The following is a 26,471-nucleotide window of genomic DNA, read 5'->3' as shown; positions in this document are numbered from 1 at the left end:
GGAGAGGAGGTGAATCTCGGCTGACCTTTTGGGAACTAAGCGCTGACCAGCTTCTTCCGCCGGGCCCCGCGGCGTTCTTCGTGGCGCTTGAGGATCTCGGCGAGGTAGCGGCCGGTCCAGCTCTTCGGGTTGGCGGCGACCTGTTCGGGGCTGCCCTGGGCCACGATCTCGCCGCCGCCGTCGCCGCCCTCGGGGCCGAAATCGACGATCCAGTCGGCGGTCTTCACCACATCCAGATTGTGCTCGATGACCACCATGGTGTTGCCCTGGTCGGCCAGCTCGTGGAGCACCTCAAGCAGCTTCTTCACGTCCTCGAAGTGCAGGCCCGTGGTCGGTTCGTCGAGGATGTAGAGGGTCTTGCCGGTTGCGCGGCGCGACAGCTCCTTGGAGAGCTTCACCCGCTGGGCCTCGCCGCCCGAAAGCGTCGTGGCCGACTGGCCGACCTTCACATAGCCCAGGCCCACCCGCTTCAGGGTCTCCATCTTGTCGCGCACCGGCGGCACCGCCTTGAAGAAGTCGGCGGCCTCCTCGACGGTCATGTCCAGGACCTCGGCGATGGACTTGCCCTTGAACAGCACCTCCAGCGTCTCGCGATTGTAGCGCTTGCCATGGCAGACATCGCAGGTGACGTAGACGTCCGGCAGGAAGTGCATCTCGATCTTGATCAGCCCGTCGCCCTGGCAGGCCTCGCAGCGGCCGCCCTTGACGTTGAAGCTGAACCGCCCCGGCCCATAGCCGCGGGCCTTGGACTCCGGCAGGCCGGCGAACCAGTCGCGGATCGGCTGGAAGGCGCCAGTATAGGTGGCCGGGTTCGAACGCGGGGTGCGCCCGATGGGCGACTGGTCGATGTCGATCACCTTGTCGAACATCTCCAGCCCCTCGATCCGGTCGTGGGGGGCCGGGGCATCCGAGGCGTTGTGCAGCCGGCGCGCGGCGGCCTTGTAGAGGGTTTCGATGGTGAAGGTCGACTTGCCGCCGCCCGACACCCCGGTGATGCAGGTGAAGGTCCCGGCCGGAATCTCGGCGGTCACGTTCTTCAGGTTGTTGCCGGTGGCGCCGATGACCCGCAGCATCTTCTTCTTGGAGATCGGCCGGCGGTCCTCGGGCAGCTCGATCTCGCGGACCCCCGACAGGTACTGGCCGGTCAGGCTGGCGGGATTGTCCATCACGTCTTGCGGCGTGCCCTCGGCGACGATCTCGCCCCCGTGGACGCCCGCGGCCGGGCCCATGTCGATGACATAGTCGGCGGTCAGGATCGCCTCCTCGTCATGCTCGACCACCAGGACCGAGTTGCCGAGGTCGCGCAGGCCCTTGAGGCTCTCCAGCAGGCGGGAATTGTCGCGCTGGTGCAGGCCGATGGAGGGCTCGTCCAGCACATAGAGCACGCCGGTCAGGCCTGAGCCGATCTGGCTGGCCAGGCGGATGCGCTGGCTCTCGCCGCCGGACAGGGTGCCCGAGGCGCGGCTGAGGTTCAGGTAGTCCAGGCCCACATTGACCAGGAACCGCAGGCGATCATTGATCTCCTTCAGGATCCGGCGGGCGATCTCCATCTGCTTGTCGCTGAGCGTGTCGTTGAGCGCCGTGAACCATTCGCCGGCATGGCGGATGGAGAGCCGGCTGACCTCGCCCACATGCCTGCCGTCGATCTTCACGGCCAGGGATTCCGGCTTCAGGCGATAGCCGTCGCAGGCTTCGCAGGGGGTCTCGGACTGGTAGCGGCCCAGTTCCTCGCGCACCCAGGAGGAGTCGGTTTCGCGCCAGCGGCGCTCGAGATTGGGCAGCACGCCTTCGAAGGTCTTGTTGACCTCGTACTTCCGGGCGTTGTCGTCATAGACGAACTTGATCTTTTCGGTCCCCGATCCGTAGAGCACCACGGTCCGGGCGGCCTCCGAGAGCTTCCACCAAGGCTCGTCCATCGAGAAGCCGTAGTGGCGCGCCAGCGCCTGCAGGGTCTGGGTGTAGAGCGGCGAGGGGCCCTTGGACCACGGTCCGATAGCGCCCTTGTGCAGGGTCTTGTCCTTGTCCGGCACGACCATGTCGGGGTCGAAGGCGAGCTTGGCCCCCAGGCCGTCGCAGACCGGGCAGGCGCCGTAGGGATTGTTGAACGAGAAGAGCCGGGGCTCGATCTCGCTGATGGTGAAGCCGGAGACCGGGCAGGCGAACTTCTCGGAGAACAGCAGGCGTCTAGGTTCTTCCTCGCCCTCGGCCTTGTCGGCCCATTCCGCCACGGCGATGCCGTCGGCCAGCTTCAGCGCCGTCTCGATGCTGTCGGCGTAGCGGGTCTCGAGGCCGGGCTTGGTCACCAGCCGGTCCACCACGATGTCGATGTCGTGCTTGAACTTCTTGTCCAGCACCGGGGCGTCCTCGATGGGATAGAACTCCCCGTCGATCTTCAGGCGCTGGAAGCCGGACTTCTGCCACTCGGCGATCTCCTTGCGGTACTCGCCTTTGCGACCGCGCACCACGGGGGCCAACAGGTAGAGCCGTTCGCCCTCGGGCAGGGCGACCAGCTTGTCGACCATCATCGAGACGGTCTGGCTCTCGATGGGCAGGCCGGTGGCCGGCGAATAGGGCACGCCCACCCGGGCCCACAGCAGGCGCATATAGTCGTGGATCTCGGTGACCGTGCCGACCGTCGAGCGCGGATTGCGGCTGGTGGTCTTCTGTTCGATGGAGATGGCCGGCGACAGGCCCTCGATGAGGTCCACGTCGGGCTTGCTCATCAGCTCCAGGAACTGGCGGGCGTAGGCCGACAGGGACTCGACATAGCGCCGCTGCCCCTCGGCATAGATGGTGTCGAAGGCCAGAGAGCTCTTGCCCGAGCCCGAAAGTCCGGTCAGCACCACCAGTTCGCCGCGCGGAATGTCCACGCTGACGTTCTTCAGATTGTGCTCACGCGCCCCGCGCACGCGGATGAAGTTAAGCTGTTCGGCCATGTTTTTCCGGAAACGATATCCGCCCCCTGCGCTCAGCGGGCCCCGCCTAATGTAGTTCCGAGACTCAGCGATAACACAGGAACATTATGCGAACAAACGTCGCATTTCAGCTTCTCGTCGAGCCTCGCGGGGAGTCCTAGTCCGGCCGAGTGTCAAAACCTGTCAGCAGTGTTGTCAGTAGGGCGGTCGGGCGCATGCCCTCGCCCCCACGCGGGAGTGCCGCGGCTGATGCGATCCCGACGGTCCCGGCCGCGGAGCCGGCTTGGGACTTCAGAGCTTGGCGAGCACCGGCGCGAACATCCCGAACCACGTGCCGGCGATGCCGAGGCTCATCAACCCGGTGGCGGTGACGAGGCCACCGGCCATCGCCAATCGTCCGCGAGGCCCGCCGCGGGCCTTGGCGAGGAAGTAGAGCTCCAGGATGGCTAGGGGGACGAGGTAGCAGCCGAAATTCCAGATGTCGAAGAAGGTTCCCATGCTGGGCGCGGCGTCACCGAACGGCTTGCTGATGAAGCCGTAGGCGACGATCCCCAGCCGCAGGAACCAGACCCCGTTGGCGACCATGAAGGTGCGCATCGCCCAGCGCCGATGGCGGACGAAATCGCGCGCCATGGCGGTGCGCCAGGCCAGGCCCGCGAAGGTCAGGATTAGCACGGCGTCCAGCGAGATGGCGATGGCGTTGGCGCCGCTGTCGCCGGTCGGCCGGACCCAGACCATGTAGAGGCCGACCAGGCTGGCCAGGATCGCGGTGGAAAGGAAGGCGCGGCCGATCCAGCGGTGGACCGCGGGCGCCCGGGCGCGGATCTGGGGCACGAGCTGTAGGGTGCCGCCGAAGGTCACCACCGCCGCCATCAGCACGTGGGCGGCGAATGCGAGGTTGCCGGCGGTGTCGCCGGGCACATAGCCCTTGAGGAGCTGCTTGTTCTGGTTCCAGGCCGCGAAATCACCCGACAGCGTCGTGGGGCCGTAGGCCGCCAGAATGTAGAAAACGAAGAGCCCCTGGCCGATCACGGCCGCGGCGAACCAGAGCTTGGCGGCGGCCTCCAGAGCGCCGGCCGCGGCTGGCTTGGCCCTGGACGCCGGGGTCAACACGGTTGCGGTCATCAGGCTTCTCCTGTGGCGGCGGGGTCAGATGGGGTCGCGGGAACGGCGCAGCCGGATCGCGGCGAAGAGGAAGAGGGCGGCTAGCGCCAGCCCGACCCAGAGGTCGCCCAGGAAGACAAGGCGCGCGGGGTCGAAGGCCTCGACGCTGTCGACCGGGGCCTTGGCTTGGCCCTTGGCGCTGAAGGCCTCGGTGAAGCCGCCGGTCAGGCGCCGCTCCAGCAGGTTTGAGACGTGGGAGGTTCCGAACGCCATGCGCTCGACGATGCCCAAGGCGACCGGGGGGCCCAGGGCCCACAGGATGGTCATCCGCCGCGCCCAGGCCGAGACCAGGATGAGCCAGGCGAAGACCGGCGCGAACCACAGGGCCAGGAACGGCAGACTGATCCCCAGCACCAGCCACATGAAGGCCAGCGGCAGGCGGCCCCAGAGTTCGCCGGGATTGATGCCGTTCAGCAGCGCGACGACCATGCTCCAGATCAGCATGATCAGGTTCGCGCCGATAATCACCGCGAAGGCGATGATCGGCAGGACAAGGACCGGGATGCTGGCCTTCGAGAGCACGGTGACGGCGTCGGAAACCGGCAGCGACTTCCAGAACAGGATGCTGCGGTCGCGGCGTTCGCCCTGCAGCGCGCCCAGGCTGTAGAACACCGCCACGATCATCGAGGTCGCCAGGACCACGAAGGCGGTGGCGGCATAGGGCATCATCAGGCCGTCCCGCTCGACGCCCGCCATGGCGGCGCGCAGGCTGCGCGTCAGGCGGAACGTGCTGACCAGGAAGCCGAACAGCACCACGGCGGCGATGACGGCGGGCGCCAGGTAGATCGATCGGTTCTCCCAGAGCTCGCGGCGCACCGACCAGTAGAAGGGGCGGACCTTGCGCGGCGCGGCGGGGCTTTCGGCGGGTTCGGCGCTCATGCCGCGTTCTCCTGCGTCCCAGCGGCGGTCCGGGGCTCCATCACCGCGACGAACAGGTCGGCGAGGCTGGGTTTGCGCACCTCGCCGAGCGGCGCGAGCCGGTCGTGCTCGACACCGTCGAAGATCAGGATGCCGCGGCCGAACAGCTGGCGTTCGTGGATCGGCCCCAGCGCCCGCGCCGCGGCGAGCTGTTCGGGACCCACCAGCACCTCGCGGTAGCGGACCTCGAAGTCCTCCATGCTGCAGTCCAGCACCACACGGCCCCGGTCCAGGAACACCACGTCGGTGAGGATGTGCTGGATCTCCTCCACCTGGTGGGTGGAGACCACGATCGTGCGGTTGTGGTCGAAATAGTCGTTCAGCAGCGAGTCGTAGAACGACTTGCGATAGAGCAGGTCGAGGCCGAGCGTGGGTTCGTCCAGCACCAGCAGCTTGGCGTCGACCGCCATCACCAGGGCCAGGTGCAGTTGGGCGACCATGCCCTTGGAGAGCTCCCGCACCTTGCTGGCGGACTTGATCATCGTCCTGGCCAGGAAGCCCTCGGCCTTGGCCCGATCGAAGCGCGGATGAACGCCGGCCATGTAGTCCAGGGCCTGGGACACGCGCAGCCAGCGAGGCAGGACGGCGACGTCGGCGATGAAGCAGATGTCGGCCATGAGCTGGCCGCGGTCGTTCCAGGGATCGCGACCCAGCACCCTGAGATCGCCCTGATAGGTCGTCAGGCCCAGGATCGCCTGGAGGGCGGTGCTCTTGCCGGCGCCGTTGGGACCGATGAGGCCTAGAATGCGGCCAGCCTCGACGCGGAGGTCGACGCCGTCCAGGGCGAGGGTCTTGCCATAGGCCTTGCGCAGGCCGCGGGCTTCTATGCAGGCCATGGCGTCAGCCCTTCCCGCGCGGGGTGGCGGGGCGGCGAGCCTTGGGCCCGCCCAGCAGATCCTCGGCGAGCCCTAGCCGCTGGATGGTCGCGTGGATCTCGGGCCACTGGTCGGCCAGGAATTTTTTCCGCTCGGCCTGGAGCAGCAGGTCCCTCGCGCCGGGCCGGACGAACATGCCCAGGCCGCGCCGCTTCTCGACGAGATCCTCGTCGACCAGCTGCTGATAGGCCTTCAGCACGGTCAGCGGATTGACCCGCGACTCGGTCGCGACATTGCGGACAGACGGCAGCGGGTCGCCCTCCTTGAGCACGTCGTCGAGGATCATGGCGACGACCCGGTCGCGAATCTGGCGGTAGATCGGCTGACTGTCGTTCCACTCTGGATCCATCGTCTGTTCCGAAGGGCCTCGTCCGAGACTGGCGCATGGGGCCCCCCGGCCTCATCCAAATGCTGAACTGGTGTTATATCTAACTATAACACCTTGAAGAGGCAAGCCCCCCTTGTCGGACAGCTTGACTGCGGCGGCGCGTCGCAGCTTCGAACCAGATGCGATGATCTGCGTTTAAGCCTCACCGCGGTCACACGGACCGCCTCGGAGAGACCGACATGATTCAACATGCGTCGAAGATGGTGATCGCGGGAGCGATGATGTTCGGGGCGGTGAGCCTGAGCGCCTGCGCCACCAAGGAGTACGTCAACACGCAGGTCGGCGTCGTCGACGCCAAGGTCGTCGCGCACGATGCGAGGATATCGGGCGTGGACGCCACGGCGCGTGAGGCGCTGCAGCGGGCGGACGCCGCCGGCAAGCTGGCCGAAGGCAAGTTCGCCTATTCGCAGGTTCTGTCCGACGACAGCCTGAAGTTCCCGGCCGCCAAGGCGACCCTGACCCCTGAGGCCCAAGCCCGGCTCGACGCCCTGGCCGGCAAGCTGATCAGCGAAAACCGCAATGTCTATGTGGAGATCCAGGGGCACACCGACGCCTCGGAAGCCAAGAGCACGGCGGCCTATCGGCTGGGCGAGCAACGGGCCGAGGCGGTACGCCGCTATCTGAGCCAGAAGGGCGTCGCCCTGAATCGCATCGGAACCATTTCCTTCGGCGCCGAGGCGCCGGTGGCTCCGAACACCGACCGCGCCGGCAGGCAGGCCAACCGGCGGGTGGTGTTGATCGTCCTGTCCTAGGCCTTGCGCCCGTTGAGGTTGAGCCCCCGCCTCAGCGGGCGGCTCGACTCTGCGTCACGGTTGGGCGGCGCCTGCAATCCGTCCTTTTCGAACCCGATGGACTCGGCCATTGAAAAGGTTGACGGCGGTTCGGATGAACCGAGGCGGAGGGACTTTCATGAACTGGCATGCGTCGAAGTTGGCGGTCGCGGCGGCGGCGTTGTTGGGCGTCGTGAGCCTGGGTGGCTGCGCCACCAAGGACTACGTCAACCAGCAGGTCGGCCTTGTCGACGGCAAGGTCGCGGGTCACGAGACGCGACTGGTCGGCCTGGACCGGACCAGCCGCGAGGCGCTGGAGCGCGCCACCGCGGCGGGCAAGCTGGCGGAAGGCAAGTTCGTCTATTCCGAGGTGTTGTCCGACGACAGCATGAAGTTCGAAGTGTCCAAGGCGACGCTGTCGCCCGAAGCCATGACGCGGCTCGACGCCTTCGTCGCCAAGCTGAAGAGCGAAAACCGCAACGTCTATATCGAGGTGCAGGGCCACACGGACTCCACCGGTTCGCCCGAGGGCAACTATCGCCTGGGCGAGCAGCGGGCCGAGGCGGTGCGCCGCTATCTGAACCGGCAGGGCGTCGCGCTCAACCGGATCGGCGCCATCTCCTACGGCGCCGACGCGCCGGTGGCGCCCAATACCGACCAGGCCGGCCGGCAGGCCAATCGCCGGGTGGTGCTGATCGTCCTGACCTAGGCGCCCCGCCACGATCCGGGCGCCTGGGCGTGATCTAGGGGCGGCGACGACATTTGGAGCCCGCATGATCAGGCGAACCCAGATAGGCGCGCGCCCCGGACGGGGCGTCGCCGCCGGAGCAGCCGCATGAGCGACCCCGGCCAGGAACCTGCCGCCGATCAGGCGTCGCAAGGCTTGTGGGACCTTGAGACGCGAACGCGCCAGAGGTTCAGGAAGCGACGTCATGCGATCGTGGTGGCGTTCAGCATCGCGCTGCACCTGGCGATCGTGCTGACGGTGTTTTCGCCCGAGTCGCCGGCGCCCAGGGCGCCCGATCCCGAACCCATCACGGTGGAACTGTTCACGCCGCCGCCGCCGCCCAAGGTCGAGATCCCGCTGCCGAAGGAAGAGGTGACGCCGCCGGCGCCGGAGGCGAAACCCGAGCCGCCGGCCCCGGCCAAGTCCCCGCCAAAGCGGACGGCGTTCCGGCAAACCCCGGCGCCCCGCACGATCACGCCCCTGCCGGCGGCAAACACGCCGAGCGTGGACAATGGGCTGGAGGTGAGCGACGCGCAGCTGGCTGGCGCGGCGACCGCGGGCTCAGGCGCCCCCTCGGGCGGCGGCGACTGCAACATGCTGCGGCGGCTGCAGGCGGCCTTGCGCAAGGACGCCATGGTCCAGGCCGCCGTCGCCAAGGCTCATGGCGGCCGGCCGATCATGGTCTGGAACGGCGACTGGGTGCGGCATCCCAGCCAGGAGGGGGGCGGGCTCGCCGCCGTCCGGGAGGTGATCATGTGGGAGGTCGGCTTCGCGCCGCCGGCCTGCCGGTCCGAACGGGTGCGGGGTCTGGTGCTGATCACCCTGCGCGACGAGCCGGGCTCCGCGCGGCTGGTGGTCGGATCGGACAGTTGGCGCTGGTCGGACCTGCTGTTCGCGCGCGCGGGCGCCCGGGGCGGCGACTAGGTCCCGCGCCGCTCGTGGCGGGAGGGCGCTGAAACGAGGAGGCCCGCCCCCGCCGAAGCGGAAGCGGGCCTCCCAGTCAGCCCCTGAATTGAACGCGATAAGCTGGTCTGCGCTCCAAACCCCAGGACTGAGGCGCGATCCGGGGGGATCGCGCGAAGCGGTCGTCCCCCCCAAGGCGACGACCGCGGCCACTCCGTCGACCAGTCCTGCGCGACGCCCTATGCGGGACGACCGGGCAGGCCTGTGGCCGCATATCTCTCGACGACGCGATCGAGGCTCCACAATTCCATCGCACGTCCGTCCCGCCGCACCTCGGCGGCCTGCCTCGCCGCGTGATCGTCGGGACAGATGAACTCCGCAGCCGCCAGAACGTGACCGCCACGGTCTGTGAAGAAGAGGCGATAACTTTCCACGGCGGCCAGTGGGCGCGCGCGGTCGGGGCGGGTCTATCCGACACCCGACATAGCTGCGCCGCGTGCCTCTCACGAAATTGGGAGGAGGGGCCGCGCGGCTACTGGGCCTTCAGCCGGTCGGCCTCCTTGAGTACGCGCAGCGCGTTGCCGCCCCAGAACTTAGCCAGGTCGTCCTTGCTGAAGCCCGCCTTGACCAGGCGCTCCGTCAGGGCCGGATAGTCGGCCACGTCATTGAAGCCCTCGACGCCGCCGCCGCCGTCCAGGTCGCCGGAGAGGCCGATGTGGTCCTTACCGGCCACCTCGGCCGCGTGCAGGATGTGCTTCACCAGGTGGTCGATATTGGCGCGCGGCAGGGGATATTTCGCGTCGATGGCGGCGCGGGCGGCCCTGTAGGCCTCGCGCTTGTCGGCGGGCACGTCGCGGGGGGAACCATAGGTCTTGGTCAGCTCGGCCAGGGCGGCGTCGCGCTCGGGGTTCTTGGGCACGTCGATCATGTAGCCGCTGAAGGCGTTGATCTGGATCACCCCGCCCTTGGCGGCCAAGGCGCGCAGTCGATCGTCGTCGATATTGCGCGGATGGTTGTAGACCGCCTTGGCGCCGGTGTGGCTCAGGATGATCGGCGCCTTCGAGAGTTCGAGGATCTGGTCGAGGACCAGGTCGGAGGCGTGGCTGGCATCGATCAGGACGCCCAGGCGGTTGGCCTCGGCCACAAACTCTTTCCCGAGTGGCGAGAGGCCGCCCCATTCGGGGCCCTTGGGGTCGGTGGCGCTGTCGCCCAGGTCGTTGTTGAGCACGTGGATCGGGCCCATCATCCGCACGCCCAGGGCGTGGAAGGTCTTCATCAGCGACAGGTCGCCCGCGACGGGAGACGAATTTTCGATGCTGATATAGACGAACCGCTTGCCAGCCTTGGAGATGGTCTCGGCCTCCTCGGCCCTGGTGGCCAGGGCGAACAGGTCGTTGTTCTTGGCCACCATCTCGCGGATCACCGCCGCGCGCAGCAGGCCGTGGTCGCGGGCCGCGGCGTTTCCGGCCACGCCGCGCGCGCCCTGGGGCGTGAAGATCACGAAGAAGCCACCGTCGACCCCGCCCTCGACCATGCGCGGATAATCCACCTGGCTGCCGTCGGCGGCCGTGTGCCGGGCGCGGATGTCGAAGCCCGGGACCGCGGCGTTGGCCGGCGTGTCGAAATGGGTGTCCAGCACGATGAGGTTCTCATGCAGGACCTTGGTGGCGGGACTGGCGGCGAGCGCCGGGGCCGCGCCGGCCAGAAGGACCGCGAGCGGAAGACCAAACTTGAACACCAACGCCTCTCCCCGAAATGAACGAGGCCGAACCTTCGGGGTTCGACGCGGGCTTCGCAAGCCTCAGGCGCGGTCGATCCGCGCCGCGAAACAGCCGCGGCCCGCATTGTGGGCATGCAGATAGGCCACCCGCGCATCGGCGAGCATCCGATCGATCACCGGAGCCAGGTCCGCGCCTGGCGAGATCTCGGCGGCGGTCATCATCCCGGCCTGGTCATAGGCCCGCAGGGCGATCTGGGGGCGCACCGCCAGGCATCCGGGGATTTCGTCCACGGCGCGGCGGGTCTCCGTCGCCCGCTCATTGACGAATATGGCGTGTCGCGAGCGATAGGGGCTGTCGGCGGGCTGGTGCTCGTAGTTCAGCAGCAGCAAGGTCTCACCTTCCCGAGCGTCCTCCAGGGTGATCCGACACGGGAAGCCGATGGGAGCGGTGGCGGTCTGGCGGATGATCCCGCGGGCGGCGAGATCGGCGTCGGAAAGCCCGAACAGCGGGCGAAACTCCTCGACCGGCAGGCCGGTGATGACGAAGGACATGGTTTTGCTCCGAAAGACCTAGAGGGCGTCGTGGAAAATGACGCCGAGGGTGTGGCGATGGCCGCTGCGCACCTGGCTGACCCCGTGGCGCAGATTGACCCGATAGCTCCCGCGGGTTCCCTGCACCGGCCGGTGGTGGACGGCGAAGACCAGGGCGTCGCCCTGGCGCAGGGGGGCGACCTCGACGCGTGACTGCATGCGCGGCCGCTGTTCGGTCAGCACGAACTCGCCGCCGGTGAAGTCGAGGCCGGGCTCCGACAGCAGGACCGCGACCTGCAGCGGGAAGACGTGCTCGCCATAGAGGTCCTGGTGCAGGCAGTTGTAGTCGCCGGCCTGGTACTGCAGCAGCAGGGGCGTCGGCCGCGTCTGGCCCGCCGCGTGGCAGCGTTCCAGGAATGCGGCATGGTCGTCGGGATAGCGGACGGCGATCCCCATCTGGGCGTTCCAGCGATTGGCGATATCCACGAGCCGCGGATAGAGCGCCGCGCGCAGGCCTGCCACCAGATCGGGCAGGGGATAGGCGAAGTAGCGGTACTCGCCCCGCCCGAAGCCATGGCGGCCCATGACCACCCGGCTGCGGAACCCGGCCTCTTGGTCATAGAGGCCGGCCACGGCGCGGCATTGCTCAGGGCTCAGTAGGCCCGGCAGCACGGCGCTGCCCTGGGCGTCCAGGCTGGCGTGAGCGGCGGCCCAGTCGAGGGCGCCGACGCGGCCCTCCACCGAGCGCGGGGTGATGGCCAGGGCGCTCATGCCGCGGCCTCCCGGTCCAACAGGGCGCGCTTGCGCTCCACGCCCCAGCGATAGCCGGAGAGCGCCCCGTCTGTGCGCACCACCCGGTGGCAGGGAATGGCCACGGCGATAGGGTTGGCCGCGCAGGCCTGGGCCACGGCGCGGACCGCCTTGGGCGAACCGATCCGGTTGGCGATGTCCAGATAACCCGCGGTCTCGCCGGCCGGGATGTCGCGCAGGGCCTGCCAGACGCGTTGCTGGAAGGCGGTGCCGCGCACGTCCAACGGCAGGTCGAGGCCGAGGCCCGGCTGCTCGACGAAGCCCACCACCTTGGCCACCAGGGCCTCGAACTCGGGATCGGCCCCGACCAGGGTCGCCCGGTCGAAGCGGTCCTGCAGGTCGCGGACCAGGGCCTCGGGATCGTCGCCCAGCAGGATCGAGCAGATCCCGACCTCGGTGGCCGCCACCAGGATGGCGCCCAGCGAGCACTCGCCGATGGCGAACTTGATCGTCGCCGTCTCGCCCCCGGCGCGGAAGCGGGTGGGAGTCATGCCCAGCACTTGGGCCGACTTGGCGTAGAAGCGGCCACCCGAGTTGAACCCGGCGTCGTAGATGGCCTCGGTCACCGTGCCGCCGGAGGTCAGGGCCTCGCGCACCTTCCGGGTGCGGTGGCTCTCGGCATAGGCCTTGGGCGTGACTCCGGTGATCGACTTGAACACCCGGTGGAAGTGGTAGGGGCTCATGCCTGCCAGCCCCGACAAGGTCGCCAGGCTGGGGACCTCCTCGGCGGCCTCGATGGCGCGGCAGGCTTCGCCGACCATGGCCGCGTGGCGCTCGGCCATCGGCGGCTCGTCGGGACGGCAGCGCTTGCAGGGGCGGAAGCCCGCGGCCTTGGCGTCGGCGGTTGTCAGGTGGAAGGCCACGTTCTCGCGCCGGGCCGGGCGGGCCGCGCACGAGGGCCGGCAATAGACCCCTGTCGTGCGCACGGAATAGAAGAACAGGTCGTCGGCGGCGTGATCCTTGGCGAGCACGGCGGCCCAGCGGCCTTCGTCGGTTGCGATCTGCATCTCGGTTGCTCCATCGATCGTGTCCTCGATGGAATAGGTCCTGTGGAACGGCGGCGAACTCCGCCTCTTGCTTTCAAATCGACCTCCTCGTGGACCGCCGCAAGACCCGGTGGAGGGAGGAGTCCGAAAACCGCGAATTGCGAAGGCCCGGCCGACAGCCTATATCCGCCCGACCGTTGAAGGAGGCCCGACCATGGAACGTGCGCGCGACACCCGCTTCGTCCGCAACGCCACCGTTTCCAAGGTCGACCATGCCCAACTTCGTCACAATCGACGGCCTGTCCTATAAGACCCCCGACGGCCGCAGCCTTTTCGACAACCTGACCCTCGCCTTCGGGGCCGAGCGCACCGGCCTCGTGGGGCGCAACGGCGTTGGCAAGACCAGTCTGGTCGGCCTGATCCTGGGCGAACTCGTCCCGGCCTCGGGGGCTGTAAGCGTGCGCGGCCGGATCGGCGTCCTGCGCCAGGCCGTGGCGCCGGCCCACGGCGCCAGTGTCGCCGATCTGCTGGGGCTGGCCGAGCCCTTGGCGCGGCTGGCCCGTATCGAGGCTGGGGCGGGCGCCGAAGCCGACTTCGCGGAAGCCGATTGGGCCCTGGAGGCGCGGCTTGACGCCGCCTTCGCCCAGGTGGGCTTGGCGGGGCTCGATCCGCGAAGGCCGGCGGCCTCGCTGAGCGGCGGCCAGGCGACCCGCGCCGCCCTGGCGGGCCTGCTGGCGTCGGAGCCCGACCTGCTGCTGCTGGACGAGCCCACCAACAATCTGGACGCCGAGGCTCGCGCCCTGGTCGCCGAGGTCCTGGCCGGCTGGAAGGGCGGGGCCATCGTGGTCAGCCACGACCGCGGCCTGTTGCGCCAGATGGACCGGATCGTCGACCTGACCAGCCTCGGCGCCAGGGTCCATGGCGGGAACTACGACGTCTACGCCCTGCGCAAGGCCGAGGAGGAAGCCGCCGCGGCCCGCGACCTGGCCGAGGCGGAGCGAGCCCAGGCGCGGGTCGGCCGCGAGGCTCAGGAGGCCCGTGAAAAGAAGGCCCGCCGCGACGCCGCCGGGCGCCGCGATGCGGCCAAGGGCGACGCCCCGAAGATCCTGCTCGGGGCCCGGAAAGAGCGCGCCGAAAACTCCGGCGGCCGCGCCAACCTGCTGGCCCAGCGCCAGGCCGCCGAGGCTGACGCTGGCCTCGCGGAGGCCCAGGGCCGGGTGGAGCGCCTGCGCCGGCTGGCCTTCGACCTGCCGCCCTCTGGGCTCGCCGCCGGCAAGACCGTGCTCGCCTTCGAGGAGGTCGGCTTCGCCTGGCCCGGCGGGGCGCCGCTGCTGTCGGGCGTCTCGTTCCGGATGACCGGGCCGCGGCGACTGGCGGTCACCGGGCCGAACGGCTCGGGCAAGAGCACCCTGATCAGGCTGGCGGTCGGCCACCTCGCCCCCACGCGAGGCAAGGTCACGGCCGGGGTCCGCGCGGCCCTGCTGGACCAGCGCACCGACCTGTTGGCCGACGACGAGACGCTGGTGGAGGCGTTCCTGCGTCTGAATCCGGAGGCCACCGACAATGCGGCCCGGGCCGCCCTGGCCCGGTTCCTGTTCCGTAACGCGGCGGCGGCCAAGACCGTGGCCTCGCTGAGCGGCGGAGAGCGCCTGCGCGCGGCCCTGGCCTGCGTCCTCATGTCGGAGCATCCGCCGCGGCTGCTGATCCTGGACGAGCCGACCAACCACCTGGACCTCGACTCGATCGCCGCCATGGAGGCCGCGCTGCGGGGCTATGACGGCGCCATGCTGCTCGTCAGCCACGACCGCGACTTCCTCGACGCCGTCGGCGTCGACGAGGAGTTGGTGCTTCCTGCGCCGACCTAGTCGCCGACCAGGCTCAGGGCCGCGACCACGCCGTCGGGGCTCAAGTCGTTCAGGATCGCCGCGGCGCCGATCCGGACAGGCCGTTCGTCGCCATTCTTCACGAGCAGGGTGGTGGCGAACTCGCGCGGCCCCGACCCCTGCAGCAGCTCCTCGAGCACGCGGTTGAGCGCCACCCGGTCGCGAGGCTGGATGACATCGGCCAGGCGGCAGGTCAGCAACTCCTCGCGGGAGAAGCCGGTGAGCGAAGCGAAGTCGGAGCCCACTTCCGCGAGGACGCCGCGAACGTTCAGTCGCACGATCATCACTTGGGACAGAGCCGAGAGCGCGGCCTCCGAGGCCTTCGCCGCCTGCAACTCGCGGTGCATCTCGCGTTCGGCGGTCTTGTTGAGGATCAGGGCCGCGACGCCGCCCGGATAGGGGAAGGCGCGGATCGCGTATCGGCGGCCGGAAAGGGAGTCGGTCACGGCCTCGAAGTCCACGGCCTCGCCAGAGCGCAGGGCGCGACGAAGCTGTTCGCCGATCACTGACTGGGCCGTGGCGGCGAACAGCTCCTCCCAGCAGCGGCCGATGATCTGCGAGGAACTCAGTCCGACGAGGGCCTTGAAGACGTGGTTGACGGCCGTCACGTGCAGACGGGCGTCGAGCGCCATGAAGCCTTCGCCGGTGTGATCCAGGACCGCGGCCAGGCTGGTTTCGAAGCCAGCCTGACCCCTGTCAGGTCCGCGGGCTGCGACGCCGCCAGCTTCCAGCGCCGCGTAGTGTTCCGCGGAGACCAGCACCACCCTGGATCTCCCATGGTGGGTGACCATCACCGGGCCGGATAGGGCCTTGTCCTGCCAGAGGCCGAAATTCCTGCTGATGTCGCCGGCCGTAACGACCTGACCGTCTCCGTACGCATTGCTCATAGATGGATCGCCACTACTAATGTTGCGAAATATTCGGAATTTACGTGTTTCGTTTTCGGCAAGATGACCTTCATATTGACCTAAGGTTTGCGTTGATTTCTCAGGTTGTGCAAGGCGGGTCGGACACTTTGGCGCGTGTGCGGCGAAACCACGCAAGCGCCGTCAATCGCGCATAATCCGGATACACCGCGTCAATACGTCGCAGTCTGCATCGTTTCCCCACAATCCGGCAAAACGGAAAACGAGGGTGGGGCTATGGGTGCGAAGCGGAAACTTTCGCGACTGAATGGCGACGAGCAGGGCGTGGCGGCGATCGAATTCGCCCTGGTCATGCCGTTCCTCATGGTCCTGTTCATGGCGATCGTCAGCTACGGCGGCTACTTCTGGATCGCCCACGCCGTGCAGCAACTCGCCAATGATGGTGCGCGGGCCGCCATCGCCGGGCTCGACGACGCCGAGCGCCAGATCCTCGCCAAGGCGTCCCTTGGGCAGGACGCGGGCGGCTACGCCTATCTGAATCCGGCATCGGCCCAGGTGAACGTCATCAGCCAGGGGCAACGGCTCGCGGTCCAGGTCGACTACGACGCTTCGGGATCGCCCTTCTGGGCGATGGACGAACTCGTGCCGATGCCGTCCTCGATCATTCATCGCGAGGCCGTGGTTCGCCTGGGAGGCTACTGATGAACCGTTCGCAACGCCGATTCATGCGCCGTCTCCTGAAGGACAGGCGCGGGACCGTCTCGATCTTCACCGCCGCGACCTCGGTGCTGATCATGGCTTTCGCCGCCCTGGCCGTGGATGTGGGCTCGGTCTTCCTGCAGAGCCGACAGTTGCAGGGGATCGCCGATCTCGCGGCCATGGCCGCGGCGCGTGACCTCAGCCATGCGCAGGCCGCGGCCCAGGCCACGATCGACGCCAACAACTGGCCCGGCGGACTGCAGCTCGATGTCGGTACGGGCGCCTACGCACCCGATCCGGCCATCGCCCCGGCCGCTCGGTACCAGGGTGGGGCCGCCGCCCCCAACGCAGCCCGTGTCGTCGTGCGCGGCCAGGCCCAGCTCTATTTCGCCCAGGCTGTCACGGGCCGACCCAGCCTGCCGATCGCTCGAAAGGCCATCGCCGCGCGGGCGGAGCTGGCCAGCTTCTCCATCGGTACCCGTCTGGCCTCCCTGCAGGGCGGCTTGGCGAACCAGCTCCTCACCAAGCTCACTGGCAGCTCGGTGTCGTTGACGGTGATGGACTACAATTCGCTTGTCGGGGCCCAGGTCGACCTCTTCGACTACTCCAAGGCCTTGCAGACCGAGATCAACCTACAAGGCGCCTCCTTCGACAAGGTTCTGGACGGCGACATCTCCACCGGCACGGCTCTCTCGGTCCTGGCCGACGTGCTGGACGCCGACGGCGAGGCCGGCGCGGCGACCGCCGCGCGCAAGCTCGCCACGGCGGCGGGCGAGGCGACGCCGGCGGAACTCGACCGGCTGATCGACCTCGGCCCCTACGGCGCCCAGGACCAGATCCTCGGCGCCGACAGCGCCAAGGTGGAGCTCAGCGCCATGGAGATCGCCGACGCCCTGCTGCTGCTGGCGCAGGAGGGCCGGCAGGTGAAGCTGGACCTGGCGGCCGGCGTCCCCGGCCTGGCCGATGTCGATGTCTGGCTGGCCATCGGGGAGCGTCCCAACAACTCGCCCTGGATCGGCGTCGATCGCGACGGCGACCTCATCGTCCGCACCGCCCAGACCCGACTCTATGTCGAGGCCAAGGCCCTCGGCGCCCTCGGCGTGATGGGCCTGCAACCCGTGAAGATCCCGGTGCTGATCGAGGCCGCCTCCGGAGAGGCCAAGCTCGCCAGCCTGGAGTGCCCCGATGACGCCGCGGCCCAGGCCGCGACGCTCTTCGTCCGTCCTGGGATCGGCACGCTGAAGGTCGGCCAGATCGACACCACGAAGATCGACGACTTCACCCAGCCTCTGACGGTTTCGCCGGGCAAGCTGATCGACCTGGCCCTCGTCAAGGCCACCGGCTCGGCCAATGTGCAGATCGGAGGCCTGACCTGGAAGACCGCGCGCTTCACACGGGCCGAGATCCAGGCCGCGACGGTGAAGACCGTGGCCACCGACGACGCGGCGCAGGCGACCGTGTCCAGCCTGCTTGGACAGACCCAACTGACGGTCAATGTACTCGGCCTGGGGCTCGGGGTGGGGGCGATCACGAGCGCCGTTCAGGGCGTTCTGACCGCGGCGGCCGCGCCGCTGGACGGGGTGATCAACGGCCTAACCCAATTGCTCGGCGTGCGCCTGGGCGAGGCCGACGTACGGGTTAACGGTCTACGGTGCCGCGACGCGGCGCTGGTGGCCTGAAGGGGAGGGTAGCCATGTATTCAGCCTTGCACAGCGAGCCCGAGTGGGACGTGGAGCTGGAGCCGCACGAGCCGGGCGGCCTGGCGGTGACGCCGCCCGCCCGCCCGGTCAATTCACCCAAGATTCGCAGTCGCCTGCATGTGATCTGCGCGCTCTACGCCAATACGCCGACGATCGCCCGGCGCCTGGCCCTGTTGGACCATCTGGAAACCTTGACCCTGGAGGCCGCGGCGATCCTGGCGCTCGATCTCCTGGAACAAGGTTGGCGACCGCCGGCGCCGGATGCATCGCCGGCGGCCACCTGACTCACGCTGCCTTCTTGATCATTCGGAACACGGCGTTGGCCCTGGCGCAGGGTTCTCCGTCGGCGGTGACGAAGGCCTGGGCGAAGGACAGGGTCCCACCGGGCCTGACGAACACCGTGGAGAACTCCAACCACTGGCCGATCCGCGCCGTTCCCAGGAAGTCCAGGGTCAGGTTCACGGTCACCAGGCTGGCGCCACCGCCCAGCCGCACGCCGCAGGACAGGCCCATGGCGTTGTCGGCCAGGGCGCTGATCAGCCCGCCGTGGACGAAGCCGCGGCTGTTGGTGTGGGCCGCCTCGGCCACGAGGCCCAGGATCACCGCATCGTCGGTCTTGCGGCTGTAGAGCGGCTCCCAGGGATCGGTGAGCGGACTCTGGCGGAAGTGCCGCTCGAAGCCGGGCGGGACGGCGAGGGTCTCGTGCATCATCCCCCGCCTCACGCCGCCGCCGCCAGCCGCGCGAGGCTGTGCAGGGTCTTGGCGCAGGCCTGGGCCGCCTCCGCCCCCTTGACCAGGAAGTGGTCGCGGAAGAAGGCGCGATGCTCTTCGTGCTCATGGAAGTGGTGCGGCGTCAGCACCACGGAGAACACCGGCACCTCGGTGGAGAGCTGCACCTGCATCAGGCCCGAGATCACCGTCTGGGAGACGAAGTCGTGGCGATAGATGCCGCCATTGACCACGAAGCCCGCGGCGACGATGGCGGCGTAGCGGCCGGTCTTGGCGAGGGTCTGGGCGTGCAGCGGGATCTCGAAGACCCCGGGGGTCTCGAAGCGGTCGATGGACTGCTCAGCGAAGCCGAGCTGGCCGATCTCGGCGATGAAGCCCTGATAGGCGTTGTCGACGATCTCCGCGTGCCAGCCCGCCTGGATGAAGGCGATGCGGGCCTGGCGGAAGGCGCCGTTGGCGGTGGGCAGTTCGTAGGTGACTTGGGTCATGGTCAGTTCCCTGATCGGGGTTGGAACCACGACTCAGGGAGACGCCGTCGACCGACTCCGGGCGCGGATGCGCTTGGAGTCCTGCCGTCAGCGGTTCTCATAACCGGACTCTAACCGTCGGCTCCGGGTTCGCACCGGATCTGCTGTCCCTGACGAGCCTCACGGCCAGCCAGGCGCCCGCGGGCTTGTGCGATCCACCCTTGCGAGGGAAGCGCCATCACCGCCGGTGGGGACTTTCACCCCGCCCTGAGAACGCGTTTCACCGGAACGGCCCGGTGATGCGGCAATCTAAGCGCGACCTTGAGGCTCAAACAAGCGTTTAAATCGCCGGATCGAGACTTCGTGAACTGCCCCAGCGGAAGCTAAACATTGAACCTGATGGTTGAATTGAGGTCGTAGAAGCGCTACCTAAACCGCATGGTTTTGCAAGAATCGCCTGCCCTGGACCACGTGTTCCACGCCCTGGCCGACCCCACCCGCCGCGCCATGCTGCGCAGCCTCGCCAGCGGCGAGCGCAATATCGGCGAGCTCGCCGCCCCCTTCGACATGTCCTTCGCCGCGGCGTCCAAGCATGTGCGCGTGCTGGAAGGCGCCGGCCTGCTGCGCCGCCGGGTGCAGGGCCGCTCGCACGTCTGCTCGATCGAGGCCGAGCCCCTGGCCGACGCCACCGAATGGCTGAACTACTATCAGGCCTTCTGGAGCCGGCGGCTGGACGCGCTGGAAACCCTCATCAAGGCCGACGCCGCGAAGGCGAAGTCTCCAGGCGAGGAATGATCCGACGCTAGGCGCGCTTGTTGAGCGTGATCGAGGTCGCTGAACCCGGCGCGCTCGGCATGGCGCCGGCGCCGTAGCCCGTGCCGGTGTTACGCTGGGCGGCCACCTCGTCGGCGATGGCGCGGACCAGGCCCTCGGTGATGGTCCTGGCGGCCTCCAGGGCGCGGCCCTGGCGGGCGAGCACCGAGTCGAAGGCCTCCGTGGCGCGGATCAGCCGGGTGCGCTGGGCCTGGGGCGCGCTGGCCACCATGCTGGGATCGGCCCGCACCCGGGCCGACTCATGCCGGTAGAGGTTGGCGAGCTTCGAGGTCTCTTCGATATGGACCGCGGCGTCCTGCGGCCGGCGCTGCTCGAAGGCCAGGGCCTCCAGCGCGACCAGCTCGGTGAGCCGTTCGGTCAGCATGATCAGTTGTCCGACGCGGTCGTCGGCGTCTGTGGCTGCGAGCGCCATGGCGCGGTCTCCTAACTCAAACCCTGAAGCTTCAGCATTTCCCGCCCGATGGCGTCGGAAACGCCGAGCCCGCCCGAGGCCGTCACCTTCTTGGCGATCGCATCGGACATGAACGACTTGAACATTTCCTCTCCGTGGCCGCCGCCGAACGGGGCCTCCGTCGAGACCCCGGCGAACATCTGGTTCAGCATCACCGAGAGGAACGAGGCCTCGAAGTCCTTGGCGGTCTTCTCGATCTGGCCGCGCTTGGCCAGCTCGGCGGTGCTGACGGCGGTGGGCGCGCCGGCAGTCAGGCCGGGCGGGACGACGGCGGCGGCGAGATCGGCCATCACATCACCTCGATGTCGGCCTGCAGGGCCCCGGCGGCCTTGATGGTCTGCAGGATGGAGATCATGTCGCGGGGCGTGACGCCCAGCGCGTTCAGGCCCGAGACCAGGCTGGAGAGCGAGGCGCCGTTCTTGACGGTCAGGAACTGCTTGCCCTTCTCCTCCTCGACCGAGACGTCGGACTGCGGAACCACGGCGGTCTCGCCGCGGCTGAAGGGGGCCGGCTGGCTGACCGCCGGGCTCTCGCGCACCGTGATCGTCAGGTTGCCCTGGGCGATGGCCACCGTGGAAATGCGCACGTTCTCGCCCATGACGATCACGCCGGCGACCTCGTCGATCACCACCTTGGCGGGGCCGTCGGGCTCGACCGGCAGATTCTCGACCTGGGAGATGAAGGAGACCATGTCCTGGCCGCGCGGGGCGCTGATCGTGACGATGGTGGGATTGTCAGCCCGCGCCGAGCCCGGGTAGCGGGTGTTGATCGCACCAGCGATCTTGCCGGCCGTGCTGAAGTCCGGATTGCGCAGGGTGAGCCGCATCGAGCTCATGCTGGCGAGTTGGAAGCCGATCTCGCGCTCGACGATGGCGCCGGCGGCGATCCGGCCGGCGGTGGGCACGCCCTTGGAGACCGAGGACCCCGAGGCGCCGCCGGCGGCGATCGAGCCGGTCTGCACCGTGCCCTGGCCGACCGCATAGGCCTGGCCGTCGGCGCCCAGCAGCGGCGTGACCAGCAGGGTGCCGCCTTGCAGGCTCTTGGCGTCGCCCATGGCCGAGACGCTGGCGTCGATGGGCGACCCGGCGGCCACGAAGGCGGGCAGGCGGGCCGTGACCATGACGGCGGCCACGTTCTTGGTGTTCATGTTGGCGTCGCGGGTGTTGACCCCCAGCCGCTCCAGCATCGCTTCCAGGCTCTGCTTGGTGAAGGGCGCGTTGCGCAGGCTGTCGCCGGTGCCGTTCAGGCCGACCACGAGGCCGTAGCCCACCAGCATGTTCTCGCGGACGCCTTCGAACTCGACGATGTCCTTGATCCGCGACCCGGCGAAGGCGGGCCCCGCGGCGAGCGAGGCGGCCAGGATGACGGCGCTGAGGACGCGGAACGATGAACGCATGGGATCCTGACGCAAAACCGACTTTGAGCTCCGCCAAGCCCATGCGAGCCGCGTGCCAGCGGTGACTTCAGGTAAAATCCAATGAAAACAAAGGACGGGGCCGTGGTGCGTCGGGACGCCACACGGGCTGGCGGCAGAAATTGCCCGGCATTAACCATACCCTAAACATGCGGAGCGAGACTGACTCGCGAAACGTCGGTAAAGGGCCTCCATGAAGGTCAGTGGCACGAGTGGCGTCGGATCGGCGAAAGGCCCCGGCAAAGCGCATCCGGCCGGTGGGGACGGCTTCCGTCTGCCCGAGCCAGCCGCGCCCGCGGGACCCGCGCAGGTAGCGCGCGCCAGCGCCTTGGGCGGGGTGATGAGCGTCGATGCGCTGCTCGCCCTGCAGGACGTCGGCGGGCCGATGGAGCGCCGCCGCAGGGCCGTGGGCCGGGCCGGGCGAATCTTGGATATTTTGGACGAGGTCAAGCTGGGCATGTTGTCCGGCGAGGTCTCGCAGGGCGACCTGGAGCGGTTGAGCGCGGCGGTCCGCGATCAACGCCAGAGCGTCGACGATGAGCGCCTTTCGGGCGTTCTCGACGAGATCGAGGTGAGGGCGGCGGTCGAACTGGCCAAGCTTGAGCGCGCGAATTCTGCGTCCTAAACGCGCGTGACGAGCGAGGTTCGTTGAAAGCCGTTTTTGTTTTGGTATAAGCGCTCCGCGTGTTGTCGGGGCGGTTTCCCAGGGGGCATGAGGCGTCTATGAGCACGGCGGTAATGTTGGCCGACAAGCCCGAGTATCGTCCTTCCGAGGACGAGGAATTCATGAACGAGCGTCAGCTTGAGTATTTCAAGCAGAAGCTGTTGAATTGGAAAGAGGACATCCTGCGGGAATCCCGCGAGACCCTCGTCCATCTCCAAAGCGAAACAGAGAATCATCCGGACCTCGCGGACCGGGCGACCTCGGAGACCGACAGGGCTCTGGAGCTGCGCACCCGCGATCGTCAACGAAAGTTGATCGCCAAGATCGACGACGCCCTGCGCCGGATCGAGGACAATTCGTACGGGTATTGTGAAGACACCGGCGAGCCTATCGGGGTCGCCCGTCTGGAAGCCCGTCCGATCGCGACGCTCAGCCTCGAGGCGCAGGAACGCCACGAGCGCCGCGAGCGCGTTCATCGCGACGACTGAGGCTCAGCGCCTCAGCTCGGCGGCCTGCCACACCTCCTCCTCTCCACCCGTCTTCGGGGGGAGAGGACGCGGGGGCCGAACGCTTACAGCGTGGCGGCCAGCACGGCCAATTGGTCGGCGCAGATACCCCAACCTTCGTGGAAACCCATCTGCTCGTGGGTCTCGCGGTCGGCCACCGTCCAGTGGCGGGCCGTGGCGGTGTAGCGGGTCTTGCCGCCGCCCAGGTCCTCGAAGGTGACGGTCGCCACCATGAACGGCTTCTGGGACGGGGCCCAAGCCTCGGTGAAGGCGTCGGTGAAGACGATCTTCTGGTTCGGAACGACCTCCAGATAGACGCCGGGATTCGGGTAGTCATTGCCGTCCGGGTCGCGCATCACGACCAGGCTGGCGCCGCCGGCGCGAAGGTCGGTCTCGACCACCGGGACGGTGAAGGGCTTGGGCGCGAACCACTGCTTCATCAGCTCGGGGTCGGTCCAGCAGCGGAACAGGGCCTCGGGCGAGGCGTCGATGATCCGGGTCAGCACCAGTTCCCGGTTTTCGTCGGCGGGGGCGGCTTGGGCGGCTCGGGCGGTCATTCGGGTCTCTCCGTCATTTGCGAGCTACGCCCCTAGGACGCGCGCGGACGGCGCCATCCGACAGCCGTCCCGCAAAGTTTTTGCGACCAAGGTCCCCATCGTGCCGGAACGCCTTGCGCGGCCGGGCGTCATGGCCAGTAGCGATCCATCAACTGCGACGCTAAATGTCTGGCATGACTCACCGCCTCGTCATCGCCGCCGTTCAAGCCAATCCCACCGTGGGCGCCATCGCCCACAACGAGGCCCTGGCGCGGGAGCGCCTGGCGGAAGCCCGCGCCGCCGGGGCGGACATCGCGCTCTTCTCCGAACTGTTCCTCAATGGTTATCCCCCCGAGGACCTGGCCCTGAAGCCCGCCTTCTGGGCGGCGGGCAAGGCGGCGGTCGCGCGGCTGGCCTTGGAGACCCGCGACGGACCGGCGGCCCTGATCGGCGTCATCTGGCCCGGCAAGGACGCCGCCTCGCGGCCACGCAATGCGCTCGCCTTCCTCGCCGACGGCGAGATCAAGGGCCTGGCCTTCAAGTGCGACCTGCCCAACTACGGGGTCTTCGACGAGAAGCGGGTGTTCGAACCCGGCGACCGGCCCGAGGTTTTCGAGTGGAAGGGCGTCAAGATCGGCGCGCCGATCTGCGAGGACATCTGGAAGCCGGGCGTCTGCGGCGACCTGAAGGCCCGCGGCGCCGAGATCCTGCTGGTCCCCAACGGCTCACCCTACCGCCGGACCGCCGACCACGAGCGGATGGACGTGGCCAAGGCGCGCGTCGCCGAGACCGGCCTGCCGCTGGTCTATGTCAACGAGGTCGGCGGCCAGGACGAGCTGGTCTTCGACGGCGGCTCCTTCGCGCTCTCGGCCAAGGGCGAGGTGGTCATGCGCCTGCCCATGTTTGAGGAAGCGCTGGCGCTCTCGACCTGGGAGAAGGGCGAGGCTGGCTGGACCTGCGTCGAGGCGCCGATGAGCGTCTGGCCGACGGGACCGGAAGAGATCTACCGGGCCATGGTCATGGGCCTGAGGGACTACGTCAGGAAATCGAGCTTCCAAGGTGTTTTGCTTGGACTTTCCGGCGGCGTCGATTCCGCGATCAGCGCCATTGTTGCCGCCGATGCGCTGGGCGCGGAGAACGTCCGCTGCTTCATGCTGCCCTCGAAATACACCAGCCGAGAGAGCCTGGAGGACGCCGAGGCCTGCGCCCGCCGGATCGGCTGCCGGCTGGACGAAATCTCCATCGCGCCCGCCGTCGACGCCTTCGCCCAGATGCTGACGCCGCATTTCGAGAACAAGGCGCCGGACCTCACCGAAGAGAACATCCAGGCCCGGGCGCGGGGCCTGTCGCTGATGGCGCTCTCCAACAAGCTCGGCCTGATGCTGCTGACCACCGGCAACAAATCGGAGATGGCGGTGGGCTACGCCACCCTCTACGGCGACATGTGCGGCGGCTACAACGTGCTGAAGGACCTCTACAAGACCGACGTCTACGCGGTCTGCGAGTGGCGCAACGCCAACGATCCCTATGGCGTGGCGGTCGATCCGATCCCCCAGCGCATCCTCACCAAGGCCCCGTCGGCCGAGCTGCGGCCCGACCAGAAGGACCAGGACAGCCTGCCGGAGTATGCCGAACTCGACGCCATCCTGCATGGGCTGGTGGAGGAGGAGGCGACTCTCGACGAGATCGTCGCCCGCGGATATGCCCCGGCCACGGTCGAGCGCATCCAGCGCCTGCTCTACAATTCCGAATACAAGCGACGCCAGGCCGCGCCGGGGGTGAAGCTGGGAGCTCGGGCCTTCGGCCGCGACCGCCGCTATCCCATCGTGAACGGCTTCCGCGACCAGGTGACCAAGGCGTGAGCCGCGCCCCCATCATCGAGACCGAGCGCCTGATCCTGCGCGGCCACGTGAAGGCTGACCTGGACGACTGCTTCGCCATGTGGGGCGACGCCGAGGTCACCCGCTTCATCGGCGGCAAGCCCGCGGCCCTGGACGAGGTCTGGTCGCGGCTGCTGCGCTATGTCGGCCATTGGGACCAGATGGGTTACGGCTTCTGGACCGTGCGCGAGAAGGCTGGCGGGCGGTTCGTGGGCGAGGTTGGCTTCGCCGACTTCAAGCGCCAGATGACGCCCTCGTTCGGCGAGACCCCGGAAATGGGCTGGGTGTTGTCGCCCGCCGTCCACGGCAAGGGCTACGCCACCGAGGCGGTGAATGCGGCGCTCGCCTGGGCCGATCAGAGGTTCGCCGGCGGCCGGACGGTCTGTATGATCAGCCCCGACAACGCGCCATCGCTGCGGGTGGCCGAAAAGGCCGGCTTCCGCGAATTCGCGCGGACCAACTACCACGACGACGTGATCCTGCTGGAGCGCTGAGCGCCTCAGGTCATCTGTGCGGCGACAGGCGGCGTCTCGACGTCGCCCGGCGCTTCGAGCAGGGCGGGGATGACATCCTCGATCCGATCGACCGAGATCCAGCTCTGCATGAACGAGGCGGGGGTCAGGCGGTGATCCACCGTGTGCTGGAAGAGCTGGAACAGCGGCGCCCAGAAGCCGTCCGGACTGAAGAACACCACCGGCTTGGCGTGCAGGTCGAGGCGCCGCCAGGACAGCAGCTCCACCACCTCTTCCAGCGTGCCGATGCCGCCGGGCAGCACCACGAAGGCGTCGGACCGCTCGAACATGATCTGCTTGCGCTCGTGCATCGAGCTGACGGTGATGGTCTCCACCACGTCCAGCCTGCGTTCGCGCTCCTTCAGGAAGTGCGGGATGACGCCCAGCACCCGGCCGCCGGCCTCGTGGGCCGCGATGGCGCAGGCGCCCATCAGGCCGACCCCGCCGCCGCCATAGATCAGGGTCAGGTCCTCGGCCGCCAGGCCCCGGCCCAGGGTCGCCGCGTCGGCCAGCAGCTGCGGTTCGGCGGCGTCGGACGACCCGCAGAACACACAGACCGATTCCAGATGGGCGGGCTTTGGCCCCATTCGCTTAGGCTCCGGGAGAATATTCCGTTCCGGGCG

At 68.4% G+C, this 26,471-nt stretch carries 29 protein-coding genes and 1 riboswitch; of the genes, 12 read left to right on the top strand and 17 right to left on the bottom strand.

Annotated features, from left to right (window positions below; genetic code table 11):
- Positions 1 to 35: 35 nt before the first annotated feature.
- From uvrA to V6M51_RS22175, 5 genes are all read right to left on the bottom strand, one after another.
- On the bottom strand, positions 36 to 2,936 hold the full coding sequence (gene uvrA / locus V6M51_RS22195; RefSeq protein ID WP_332770412.1) for an excinuclease ABC subunit UvrA: 2,901 nt from the start codon (positions 2,934 to 2,936) through the stop codon (positions 36 to 38).
- Positions 2,937 to 3,206: 270 nt separating this feature from the next.
- A complete protein-coding gene (locus tag V6M51_RS22190) occupies positions 3,207 to 4,040 on the bottom strand; it encodes a DUF2306 domain-containing protein (protein ID WP_332770411.1) in 834 nt (277 codons plus the stop codon).
- A gap of 24 nt (positions 4,041 to 4,064) precedes the next feature.
- Positions 4,065 to 4,958, bottom strand: a complete 894-nt coding sequence (locus tag V6M51_RS22185) for a hypothetical protein (protein WP_332770410.1) — start codon at positions 4,956 to 4,958, stop codon at positions 4,065 to 4,067.
- Positions 4,955 to 5,833 (bottom strand): ABC transporter ATP-binding protein, encoded by an 879-nt coding sequence (locus V6M51_RS22180; RefSeq protein ID WP_332770409.1) that lies wholly within the window; start codon positions 5,831 to 5,833, stop codon positions 4,955 to 4,957. The genes V6M51_RS22185 and V6M51_RS22180 overlap by 4 nt, the downstream gene beginning before the upstream one ends.
- A gap of 4 nt (positions 5,834 to 5,837) precedes the next feature.
- Positions 5,838 to 6,221 (bottom strand): GntR family transcriptional regulator, encoded by a 384-nt coding sequence (locus V6M51_RS22175; RefSeq protein WP_332770408.1) that lies wholly within the window; start codon positions 6,219 to 6,221, stop codon positions 5,838 to 5,840.
- A gap of 218 nt (positions 6,222 to 6,439) precedes the next feature.
- On the opposite strand from V6M51_RS22175, the gene V6M51_RS22170 reads away from it, so the two are divergent.
- The 3 genes from V6M51_RS22170 to V6M51_RS22160 all read left to right on the top strand — a co-directional run bounded on the left by V6M51_RS22170 (position 6,440) and on the right by V6M51_RS22160 (position 8,681).
- Entirely contained in the window at positions 6,440 to 7,012 is a 573-nt protein-coding gene (locus V6M51_RS22170; protein ID WP_332770407.1) for an OmpA family protein, read from the top strand.
- 157 nt (positions 7,013 to 7,169) lie between these two features.
- Positions 7,170 to 7,739 (top strand): OmpA family protein, encoded by a 570-nt coding sequence (locus tag V6M51_RS22165; protein ID WP_332770406.1) that lies wholly within the window; start codon positions 7,170 to 7,172, stop codon positions 7,737 to 7,739.
- Between the two features lie 234 nt (positions 7,740 to 7,973).
- Entirely contained in the window at positions 7,974 to 8,681 is a 708-nt protein-coding gene (locus V6M51_RS22160) for a hypothetical protein (RefSeq protein WP_332770405.1), read from the top strand.
- 511 nt (positions 8,682 to 9,192) lie between these two features.
- Here the strand turns inward: V6M51_RS22160 and V6M51_RS22155 are convergent.
- The 4 genes from V6M51_RS22155 to ada form a co-directional block, all read right to left on the bottom strand.
- Entirely contained in the window at positions 9,193 to 10,398 is a 1,206-nt protein-coding gene (locus V6M51_RS22155) for a dipeptidase (protein WP_332770404.1), read from the bottom strand.
- Between the two features lie 63 nt (positions 10,399 to 10,461).
- Complete coding sequence (locus tag V6M51_RS22150; RefSeq protein ID WP_332770403.1) at positions 10,462 to 10,932, bottom strand: DUF1203 domain-containing protein; 471 nt, start codon at positions 10,930 to 10,932, stop codon at positions 10,462 to 10,464.
- Between the two features lie 18 nt (positions 10,933 to 10,950).
- Positions 10,951 to 11,682, bottom strand: coding sequence for a 2OG-Fe(II) oxygenase (locus V6M51_RS22145; protein WP_332770402.1), 732 nt, complete (start codon positions 11,680 to 11,682; stop codon positions 10,951 to 10,953).
- Positions 11,679 to 12,728, bottom strand: coding sequence for a bifunctional DNA-binding transcriptional regulator/O6-methylguanine-DNA methyltransferase Ada (gene ada, locus V6M51_RS22140; RefSeq protein WP_332770401.1), 1,050 nt, complete (start codon positions 12,726 to 12,728; stop codon positions 11,679 to 11,681). Before ada ends, V6M51_RS22145 begins: the two co-directional genes overlap by 4 nt.
- A 251-nt stretch (positions 12,729 to 12,979) precedes the next feature.
- Here ada and V6M51_RS22135 point away from each other — a divergent pair, with 251 nt between their 5' ends.
- Positions 12,980 to 14,572 carry an ABC-F family ATP-binding cassette domain-containing protein gene (locus V6M51_RS22135; RefSeq protein WP_332770400.1) on the top strand — a complete coding sequence of 531 codons (1,593 nt, stop codon included), beginning with the start codon at positions 12,980 to 12,982 and terminating at the stop codon, positions 14,570 to 14,572.
- On the opposite strand, the gene V6M51_RS22130 is transcribed toward V6M51_RS22135, so the two are convergent.
- Positions 14,569 to 15,477: a PAS domain-containing protein gene (locus V6M51_RS22130; RefSeq protein ID WP_332770399.1), complete on the bottom strand. Its 909-nt coding sequence runs from the start codon at positions 15,475 to 15,477 to the stop codon at positions 14,569 to 14,571. The two genes, V6M51_RS22135 and V6M51_RS22130, sit on opposite strands and share 4 nt — an antisense overlap.
- Before the next feature lie 303 nt (positions 15,478 to 15,780).
- Here V6M51_RS22130 and V6M51_RS22125 point away from each other — a divergent pair, with 303 nt between their 5' ends.
- The 3 genes from V6M51_RS22125 to V6M51_RS22115 are packed head-to-tail and all read left to right on the top strand — an operon-like array spanning position 15,781 to position 18,139.
- On the top strand, positions 15,781 to 16,158 hold the full coding sequence (locus V6M51_RS22125) for a TadE/TadG family type IV pilus assembly protein (protein ID WP_332770398.1): 378 nt from the start codon (positions 15,781 to 15,783) through the stop codon (positions 16,156 to 16,158).
- The gene (locus tag V6M51_RS22120; protein WP_332770397.1) at positions 16,158 to 17,834 is read left to right on the top strand and encodes a pilus assembly protein TadG-related protein; all 1,677 of its coding nucleotides are present in this window, start codon (positions 16,158 to 16,160) and stop codon (positions 17,832 to 17,834) included. Before V6M51_RS22125 ends, V6M51_RS22120 begins: the two co-directional genes overlap by 1 nt.
- A 14-nt stretch (positions 17,835 to 17,848) precedes the next feature.
- On the top strand, positions 17,849 to 18,139 hold the full coding sequence (locus tag V6M51_RS22115) for a hypothetical protein (protein WP_332770396.1): 291 nt from the start codon (positions 17,849 to 17,851) through the stop codon (positions 18,137 to 18,139).
- A gap of 1 nt (position 18,140) precedes the next feature.
- Here V6M51_RS22115 and V6M51_RS22110 read toward each other — a convergent pair whose 3' ends face one another.
- Both V6M51_RS22110 and V6M51_RS22105 read right to left on the bottom strand, forming a co-directional pair.
- Entirely contained in the window at positions 18,141 to 18,563 is a 423-nt protein-coding gene (locus tag V6M51_RS22110; RefSeq protein ID WP_332770395.1) for a PaaI family thioesterase, read from the bottom strand.
- 11 nt (positions 18,564 to 18,574) lie between these two features.
- Positions 18,575 to 19,072 carry a 6,7-dimethyl-8-ribityllumazine synthase gene (locus tag V6M51_RS22105; RefSeq protein WP_332770394.1) on the bottom strand — a complete coding sequence of 166 codons (498 nt, stop codon included), beginning with the start codon at positions 19,070 to 19,072 and terminating at the stop codon, positions 18,575 to 18,577.
- 88 nt (positions 19,073 to 19,160) lie between these two features.
- Positions 19,161 to 19,330: riboswitch (FMN riboswitch) on the bottom strand.
- Between the two features lie 159 nt (positions 19,331 to 19,489).
- On the opposite strand from V6M51_RS22105, the gene V6M51_RS22100 reads away from it, so the two are divergent.
- On the top strand, positions 19,490 to 19,846 hold the full coding sequence (locus tag V6M51_RS22100; RefSeq protein WP_332770393.1) for an ArsR/SmtB family transcription factor: 357 nt from the start codon (positions 19,490 to 19,492) through the stop codon (positions 19,844 to 19,846).
- A gap of 7 nt (positions 19,847 to 19,853) precedes the next feature.
- On the opposite strand, the gene V6M51_RS22095 is transcribed toward V6M51_RS22100, so the two are convergent.
- The 3 genes from V6M51_RS22095 to V6M51_RS22085 are packed head-to-tail and all read right to left on the bottom strand — an operon-like array spanning position 19,854 to position 21,732.
- Complete coding sequence (locus V6M51_RS22095; RefSeq protein WP_332770392.1) at positions 19,854 to 20,297, bottom strand: flagellar basal body protein; 444 nt, start codon at positions 20,295 to 20,297, stop codon at positions 19,854 to 19,856.
- A gap of 11 nt (positions 20,298 to 20,308) precedes the next feature.
- The gene (locus tag V6M51_RS22090) at positions 20,309 to 20,626 is read right to left on the bottom strand and encodes a rod-binding protein (RefSeq protein ID WP_332770391.1); all 318 of its coding nucleotides are present in this window, start codon (positions 20,624 to 20,626) and stop codon (positions 20,309 to 20,311) included.
- On the bottom strand, positions 20,626 to 21,732 hold the full coding sequence (locus V6M51_RS22085) for a flagellar basal body P-ring protein FlgI (protein ID WP_332770390.1): 1,107 nt from the start codon (positions 21,730 to 21,732) through the stop codon (positions 20,626 to 20,628). The genes V6M51_RS22090 and V6M51_RS22085 overlap by 1 nt, the downstream gene beginning before the upstream one ends.
- A gap of 211 nt (positions 21,733 to 21,943) precedes the next feature.
- On the opposite strand from V6M51_RS22085, the gene fliX reads away from it, so the two are divergent.
- Together fliX and dksA are read left to right on the top strand one after the other, a co-directional pair.
- Positions 21,944 to 22,375, top strand: coding sequence for a flagellar assembly regulator FliX (gene fliX / locus V6M51_RS22080; protein WP_332770389.1), 432 nt, complete (start codon positions 21,944 to 21,946; stop codon positions 22,373 to 22,375).
- A gap of 98 nt (positions 22,376 to 22,473) precedes the next feature.
- The gene (dksA, locus tag V6M51_RS22075; RefSeq protein WP_305675155.1) at positions 22,474 to 22,902 is read left to right on the top strand and encodes an RNA polymerase-binding protein DksA; all 429 of its coding nucleotides are present in this window, start codon (positions 22,474 to 22,476) and stop codon (positions 22,900 to 22,902) included.
- Between the two features lie 83 nt (positions 22,903 to 22,985).
- Here the strand turns inward: dksA and V6M51_RS22070 are convergent, their stop codons facing one another.
- Entirely contained in the window at positions 22,986 to 23,477 is a 492-nt protein-coding gene (locus tag V6M51_RS22070; RefSeq protein WP_332770388.1) for an SRPBCC family protein, read from the bottom strand.
- A gap of 173 nt (positions 23,478 to 23,650) precedes the next feature.
- Here V6M51_RS22070 and V6M51_RS22065 point away from each other — a divergent pair, with 173 nt between their 5' ends.
- Both V6M51_RS22065 and V6M51_RS22060 read left to right on the top strand, forming a co-directional pair.
- On the top strand, positions 23,651 to 25,318 hold the full coding sequence (locus tag V6M51_RS22065) for an NAD+ synthase (RefSeq protein ID WP_332770387.1): 1,668 nt from the start codon (positions 23,651 to 23,653) through the stop codon (positions 25,316 to 25,318).
- Positions 25,315 to 25,830, top strand: a complete 516-nt coding sequence (locus V6M51_RS22060; RefSeq protein WP_332770386.1) for a GNAT family N-acetyltransferase — start codon at positions 25,315 to 25,317, stop codon at positions 25,828 to 25,830. Before V6M51_RS22065 ends, V6M51_RS22060 begins: the two co-directional genes overlap by 4 nt.
- A 5-nt stretch (positions 25,831 to 25,835) precedes the next feature.
- On the opposite strand, the gene V6M51_RS22055 is transcribed toward V6M51_RS22060, so the two are convergent.
- Positions 25,836 to 26,435, bottom strand: a complete 600-nt coding sequence (locus tag V6M51_RS22055) for a TIGR00730 family Rossman fold protein (protein ID WP_332770385.1) — start codon at positions 26,433 to 26,435, stop codon at positions 25,836 to 25,838.
- Positions 26,436 to 26,471: the final 36 nt, after the last annotated feature.

This window comes from Phenylobacterium sp., assembly GCF_036677185.1.
In the GTDB taxonomy this organism is placed as follows: domain Bacteria; phylum Pseudomonadota; class Alphaproteobacteria; order Caulobacterales; family Caulobacteraceae; genus Phenylobacterium.
The sequence above is the reverse complement of the archived record's forward strand: the minus strand, read 5'-3'. Positions and strand labels throughout refer to the sequence as shown.